Below are 6,826 nucleotides of genomic sequence, written 5' to 3'. Positions count from 1 at the left end.
TGATGGGAAGGCCTTTTTGCTATGGACGGTTTTTGCCAACTTCCCGCGATGGTTGCACACCGGAACCAACACAAAGCCCAGTCTCACGACCGGGTTTTGGTGTCTTTAGCGTGTTAAACAGCCAGAGTTAGCATTTATCTGCAGGAAGAGAACTAAAACCCTGGCATTTCCTCTATTTTATATATATCAAGCTCTTATCTGATGGATTGCTAACCATTTTAACTGGTTTACTTTTGGTCAAACTCTGTTCATGGTACGCGATTAGGGTTGTATCTCGTTTATAACTCGGTAGAGTAAGGGCATCTTGAGTTTGCCTGTCCCGCGCCGAGTGTGTCGGGCTCCAGGTGTAACTTGGCCAGTTTTTATCAACCTTAAGTCAGTGGTATCGATATGGAACAAGTAAACAAGTCCACCTTTAGCGATGTATTGGAATATGTGCGTATGTCCCGTCGCCAGAACAAACTCAAGCGTGAAATTGCGGATAACGAGAAGAAGATCCGTGACAACCAGAAGCGCGTGCTGCTGCTCGACAACCTGAGCGACTACATCAAGCCGGGCATGAGCATTGATGATGTACAGGCGATCATCGCCAACATGCGTGCCGACTATGAAGAGCGCGTGGATGACCACATCATCAAGAACGCCGAGCTCTCCAAAGAGCGTAAAGAGCTGAGCACCAAACTGAAGGGCATGAGCTCTCACAAATAAGCGTTCAGCTTTCGCTTAAGAGACACCGGCCACTGGCCGGTGTTTTGTTATCAGCTCGGATCTCTGCCACTCCTGCAACAATCGGCTCCCCTTTTTAGAATTGCCCTGTTACCATCACCACAAAGCGGTCAATAGTTTCAAGCCATTGACTTGAAAAGACTAAGCTTGAGTGAAACACAATAAATTGCGCAACCATGGTGGGGCTGATATGGGCGCATCAGAACAGACGGATTTGACACAAGTGGCATCTCAAGATTCATCTGTCCAGACCTCGGACGGGAACCCAAAGCGCAAGCGTCGTCCATGGTGGCGTTGGCTGTTCTGTTTTCTCTTTTTATTGTGCCTGGGGGCGGTGATCGCTCTGGTTGGCTATGAGATGAAAACCTCGAAGCTGCAATCTCAGGAGATTTCCCGCTATGCCGCCAAGCTCACCTATCAGGTCGAGCCTGGCCAGAGCAAGCAGATCGCCTTCCCTGAGGATGGCCCATTCGACAAGCGGCTCGGCTATGTGCAACTGCCGATGATGCAGGAGCGTTTGCTTCAGCGGGGCTATGAAGTCAGCAAGCAGGTGCATTTCTCCGACGCGCTCTATGACTACGCCAGTCGAGGCTTCTTCGTGCCCTATACCGAGAAGGTGCAGGCTGGCCTGACGTTGCACGATTGCCGCGCAGAACCTTTCTATCAATTCAAGTATCCGACCCATCACTATCCGGATTTTGACTCCATTCCGCCGCTCGTCATCCAGTCGCTGCTCTTTATCGAGAACCGCGACTTGCTGAGCAACGAAGAGCCGCTGGCCAACCCGGCAGTCGACTGGCCCCGTTTTGCCAAGGCCGCGCTCTCTCAAGTGGGCAAGGCGCTCGATATGCAGGATCAATCTGCCGGTGGCAGTACCCTGGCGACCCAGGTGGAGAAGTATCGCCACTCGCCGGATGGCCTGACCCTGTCGCCGACCGAGAAGATCCGTCAGATGGCCTCTGCCAGCGTGCGGGCCTATCGTCTCGGGCCGGAAACCCTCGAAGCGCGCAAGCTGGTCGCCTGGGCCTACCTCAACTCGGTACCGCTCTCGGCTGCGCCGGGATATGGTGAGGTGCATGGTTTGGGGGATGGTCTCTGGGTCTGGTTTGGTGCCAATGTCGATGACGTGAACCGTCTGCTGGACCCCGCCCGCAACCAGAACGCACCGCTGGCCGAACAGGGACTTGCCCTGCGTCAGGTTGTCTCTTTGATGATTGCGCACCGCCGTCCCTCTTACTATCTGGCTCAGGGGCGAGAGGCGCTGGCTACCCTGACCGACAGCTACCTGCGCCTGTTTGTGCAGGAGGGGATGATCACGCCACCTCTGATGGAGGCGGCGCTCAAGGCCAAGATTACGTTCCGGGACTTCCTGCAGTCCCCGGCTATCACCCGGGTGAACAATAACAAGGGGTTGCAGGTTGCCCGTACTCGCCTGAGCCGTCAGCTCGGGGTGCAGCTCTATGACCTTGACCGGATGGATCTGACCGCCGATACCAGCCTCAACATGCCGCTGCAGAACGAAATCTCCCGTTATCTGCAACAGCTGGCCGACCCGACGTTTGCCGCTCAGGTGGGACTGTTTGGTGAGCGCCTGCTCTCGCCGGAGAAGACCGGCGATGTGCGCTACAGCTTCACCCTGTTCGAGAAGTCGCCGGATGGGTTCAAGGTGCGGGTACAGACCGACAACACCGATCAGCCGTTCGATATCAACGAAGGCTCCAAGCTGGAGTTGGGCTCAACCGCCAAGTTGCGGGTGCTGACTACCTATCTGGAGATCGTGGCTGAGCTGCACGACAACTATGCCGGGATGCCGGTCGAGAATCTGCGTAAATTGGCTGCCGTCTCTCAGGACAACCTCAGCCGCTGGGCCATCTCCTATCTGATGACGGCTCAGGACAAGAGCCTGCCTGTGATGCTGGAAGCGGCGCTGGATCGCAAATACTCCGCCAGCCCCAACGAAGGGTTCTTTACCGGTGGTGGCATGCACACCTTCAACAACTTCCGCCGCGAGGATAATGGGCGTATTCCCCCCATCCGAGATGCGCTGCGCGAGTCCATCAACCTGCCCTTTGTGCGGCTGATGCGCGATATTGTGCGCTACAGCCTCTACAAGGAGGGCAACCGTGCCCAGTTGCTCAAGGATGACAAGGATCCTCGTCGTCAGGAGTATCTGGCTAAATTTGCCGACAAAGAGGGCCAGACCTATCTGCTGCGCTTCTGGCGAAAATATCGCGGCAAGACCCCCGAGGAGCAGATCGATACCTTCCTCGATGGTCTCAAGCCGAGTGCGGTACGTCTGGCGGCGGTTCACCGCTACCTGATGCCGGAAGCCAGCGAAGCGGCTTTTGCTGCCTTCTTGGCGGAGCGGTTGCCGCGGGAGAAGTTGAGTGCGAAGCGGATCAATCAGCTCTATGTCAGCTATGGCCCGGGCAAGTATTCACTGCCGGATCAGGGCTATATCGCCCGGGTTCACCCGCTGGAGCTGTGGTTGCTGGCCTATCTCAAGGAGTTCGACAAGGCGACCTTTGCCGACGCGGTGGCGGCCAGTCGTGACGAGCGGCAGGAGGTCTACAGCTGGCTGTTCAAGACCCGTCATCGCAGTGCCCGTGACAGCCGGATCCGCACCATGCTGGAGGTGGAAGCGTTCCTCGATATCCATCAGCGCTGGGCCAAGCTCGGTTATCCGTTCGACCATCTGGTGCCTTCGCTGGCGACCGCGTTGGGTAGCTCCGGTGACCGCCCGGCAGCACTGGCCGAGCTGATGGGGATTATCCAGAATGGCGGTATCCGCTCGCCAACCTTGCGTATCGAGCACCTCTCGTTCGCCAAGGGGACGCCCTTCGAGACCGAGTTTGAGCCGCAGCACACCGAGGGAACCCGGGTGATGCCGGCAGAGGTGGCGGCAGCACTGCGCAGTGCGCTCTCCAAGGTCGTTGAAGGGGGCACGGCAAGACGTATCGCCGGTGCCTTTACCCTACCGGATGGCACTGTGCTGCAGATGGGGGGCAAGACCGGGACCGGGGATAACCGGATTGAAACAGTGGGCCGTTATGGCAACGTGACCAGCTCGCTGGCGCGCAACCGCACCGCGACCTTCGTCTTCTATCTGGGTGAGGATCACTTCGGTACTCTGACCGCTTATGTACCGGGTAGCCAGTCTGACAAGTTCCGCTTCACCTCGGCGTTGCCGGTGCAGGTGCTCAAGGGGATGGCTCCCCTGCTGACGCCTTACCTGCAACCGGGCTCCCATACCCAGTGTCTGGCGAACCAGTGATGCGAGCGAATTACCGCTCATCACGCAGATAACTGACCAGAAAAAACGGGGAGGCTGACAGCCTCCCCGTTTTTATTTCCTTATCGGGCGCAGCGGCGCTCGATTGCGATCAGGCGTTCAGTACGAACTGCTCGATCACCTGAGCCACGCCATCTTCATCGTTGCGGGCAGTGGTGTGCTGGGCGAGAGCCTTGATCTCGTCGGTGGCATTGCCCATCGCAACCCCGAGACCCGCGTACTCGATCATGTGGCGATCGTTGCCCGCATCCCCGACGCAGATCACCTGATCGGCGGTCAGGCCCAAGTGCTCGGCCAGTGCGGCCACGCCGGTTCCCTTGTTGCTCTGCTTGTTCATGAACTCGAGGAAGAAGGGGGCACTTTGTACCACGGTATAGCGCTCATAGAGCTCTGCAGGCAGGCGCTCGATGGCGCGGGAGAGCTGGGGCGGCTCGTCGATCATCATCACCTTCATGATCTGCTCATCGGCAGGCAGGGTAGCGAAGTCGATCAGATTGATCGGCATGCCGATCAGGCGAGATTCGTGCTCGGTGTAGGTGCTGACACGGGGACTGATGAGGCCCTGGGTGACCGAGAAACCATGGACGTTCACCTCCAGCTCGTCAGCCAGTTTGGCGACGGCGCTGGCGTCACTGCCGGTCAGCAGCTGGCTGCGGATGATGCGCTGATCGGCCACCTGCTGCACCAGGGCGCCGTTGTAGCAGATGACGTAGTCATGCTCTGTGGTGAGGCCGAGCTCTTCCAGATAGCGGCTCATCCCTTCCAGCGGGCGGCCGGAGGCCAGCACAACGGTTACCCCTTTGGCGCGCGCGGCACTGATGGCGGCGTGGGTGCGGGGAGTAATCTGGCCCTGCGGGTTGAGCAGGGTGCCATCCATATCCAATGCGATCAGCTTGTACATCTCTCACTACCTGAGTCTGGGTGGCCCGCCCGGTGGGGCCAAGGAAGTGGCGAGTGTAGCGAAAATCGGCGGCGGGATCACGGCCGGTTCAGCGATGGGGCCGTGCCGGTTGAGCTATTTGTGTCCCTCGTAAGGGGTCATCTCGAGGGTTTCATCATGGATGGTCAGGCGGGTAGGGCCTCGGGTGATGGTAACTTTGCGTTTGAAGCTGGCCATCTCGACCTCGATGCCGGAGTAGAGGTGCTGGGTGGCAATGACCTCCATCTGAGCCATCAAGTTTCGCAGCTCCTCCTGGTTGGCGGTGAGCTGCTCATCGAGCTGGGCCAGTTCGGCCAGCTGATGGTCCCGGATCGGTTTGAGCTTGCGCAGGGTATCCGGATTGCGCTTGTCGCCGGGCAGTTGCAGCAACTTCATGACCAGCTCCTTGATTTTCTCCAGCTGGGCCTGACACGCCTGCTGGCGCAGCTTGAGCTGGTGTTCCTGCTCCTTGTGGGTGAAGTAGCCGCCGAGGATCTGCAGCCGGGTATGGTTGGCGGCCTCGGCCCCCAGGTTGGGGGCCATGATCAGGCGATTGGCAATGCTGGTGCCCCCCAGCAGAGTGCCTTTGCGCATGTTGCTATCACCCACCTTGATATCTTGTCCGCTGCGGGAGTAGCAGTGGCTGAGCTGGCTCTGGATCTGGATATCCCCCCCCGCTTCCAGCTGGGCATACTGGGCGTAGCTGGCGTGGATCTCCCCCTGCGCATTGAGTTGGCAAAGGTACTCTCCCTGCTCGTTGCGGCGGCCAATGATGCCGTGGCGTACCGTGATGCTGCCCCCAGCCTCGATCCAGCCCCCTTCGATAAAGCCGCCAATCACGATGTCACCGCTGACCCTGATCTTCATGCCCGGGTTGACGTCGCCGCTGACGATTAAGCCCCCTTCAAAATCAATGTGGCCGTGGCGGGCATCCACCTGTTTTACGCTGAGCACCTCGTCCACCTTCATGCCTGCTTTCTCCTGACAGGGCAGGCCAGCCCGACCGGCAATCAGCAGGTCGGGATCGTCGGGGGAGATGAAGGTGCCCTCGCCAGCACTCATCGGGCTGTCTTTGCCATCTTTGGCGGGCAGATCCTGACCGGTCACGGTAAAACCGGGCACCCCGACGGTGGCCGGATGACGGCGCATCAGCGGAGCACCGGCCTTGACGGTGACGATGGAGCCGAGATCCCGCAGGTCGACCTTGCCATGCCCCAACTCCTGCGGTTTGAGGATCCGTTCGGCCGGTGTCTCCACCAGCCGCTCATAGCGAGTGTCCTGACCATTGACGGCAGGCTGGCCGTTGGCAATCACCAGCTTGAGCTGACTGCCGGGGGCGGCCTCCTTGGCTGACTGGATGGCAGCGGTGAGCAGTTGCTCACTCACCCCCTGTTTGATTTCGCTGATGGCGATCGCCTCTTTCAACTGTTCCAGCGTCACATACTTGCCACCCCAGTCGGCAGTGATCTGGGCGATGGCGCTCATGCGATCCTTCTCCACTATTACGGCGAGTCGGGCATCCTGACGCTTGCCGACAGGGATGGGGTTGGCGGGGACGGGGGCGGCAGGGTTGGTGAGCAGGGTATTGAGCAGGCTGATAGCCTGTTTGATCCCCTCGGGCAGCGGCTGATAGCGGCGACAGTTGGAAGCGAGCAGCAGAGCCTGCACATCCTGTTCCGTGACAGGTTTGGTGAGACCGGCGGCAATCCGCAGGCAGACCAGTTCCATATCGCTTGATAGCAGCAACCACTCTTTGCTTAACACCGCATCTCCTTGCTGGATCAGAACGGAGCGATCGGCTCGCTCCTCTACTGTCATTTAATCTCTCAATGATTAATAAAGCGAGTCACCAACCCTGAGAGTGGGCAGTATTCAGATATTTCCTCTGA

4 protein-coding genes are annotated in these 6,826 nt (G+C 58.8%); 2 read left to right on the top strand and 2 right to left on the bottom strand.

Annotated features, from left to right (window positions below; all coding sequences use genetic code 11):
* Positions 1 to 390: 390 nt before the first annotated feature.
* Complete coding sequence (gene tmaR / locus A9G06_RS07000) at positions 391 to 708, top strand: PTS system regulator TmaR (protein ID WP_005336024.1); 318 nt, start codon at positions 391 to 393, stop codon at positions 706 to 708.
* 208 nt (positions 709 to 916) lie between these two features.
* The gene (locus tag A9G06_RS06995; protein WP_069554700.1) at positions 917 to 4,000 is read left to right on the top strand and encodes a transglycosylase domain-containing protein; all 3,084 of its coding nucleotides are present in this window, start codon (positions 917 to 919) and stop codon (positions 3,998 to 4,000) included.
* A 109-nt stretch (positions 4,001 to 4,109) separates the two neighbouring features.
* On the opposite strand, the gene yidA is transcribed toward A9G06_RS06995, so the two are convergent.
* Both yidA and A9G06_RS06985 read right to left on the bottom strand, forming a co-directional pair.
* Positions 4,110 to 4,919 (bottom strand): sugar-phosphatase, encoded by an 810-nt coding sequence (gene yidA / locus A9G06_RS06990; protein ID WP_005363212.1) that lies wholly within the window; start codon positions 4,917 to 4,919, stop codon positions 4,110 to 4,112.
* A 114-nt stretch (positions 4,920 to 5,033) separates the two neighbouring features.
* Positions 5,034 to 6,701 carry a DUF342 domain-containing protein gene (locus tag A9G06_RS06985; protein ID WP_069554707.1) on the bottom strand — a complete coding sequence of 556 codons (1,668 nt, stop codon included), beginning with the start codon at positions 6,699 to 6,701 and terminating at the stop codon, positions 5,034 to 5,036.
* Positions 6,702 to 6,826 lie beyond the last annotated feature (125 nt).

The organism is Aeromonas sp. DNP9 (genome assembly GCF_001728955.1).
Classification (GTDB): Bacteria; Pseudomonadota; Gammaproteobacteria; order Enterobacterales; family Aeromonadaceae; genus Aeromonas; species Aeromonas veronii.
The sequence above is the reverse complement of the archived record's forward strand: the minus strand, read 5'-3'. Positions and strand labels throughout refer to the sequence as shown.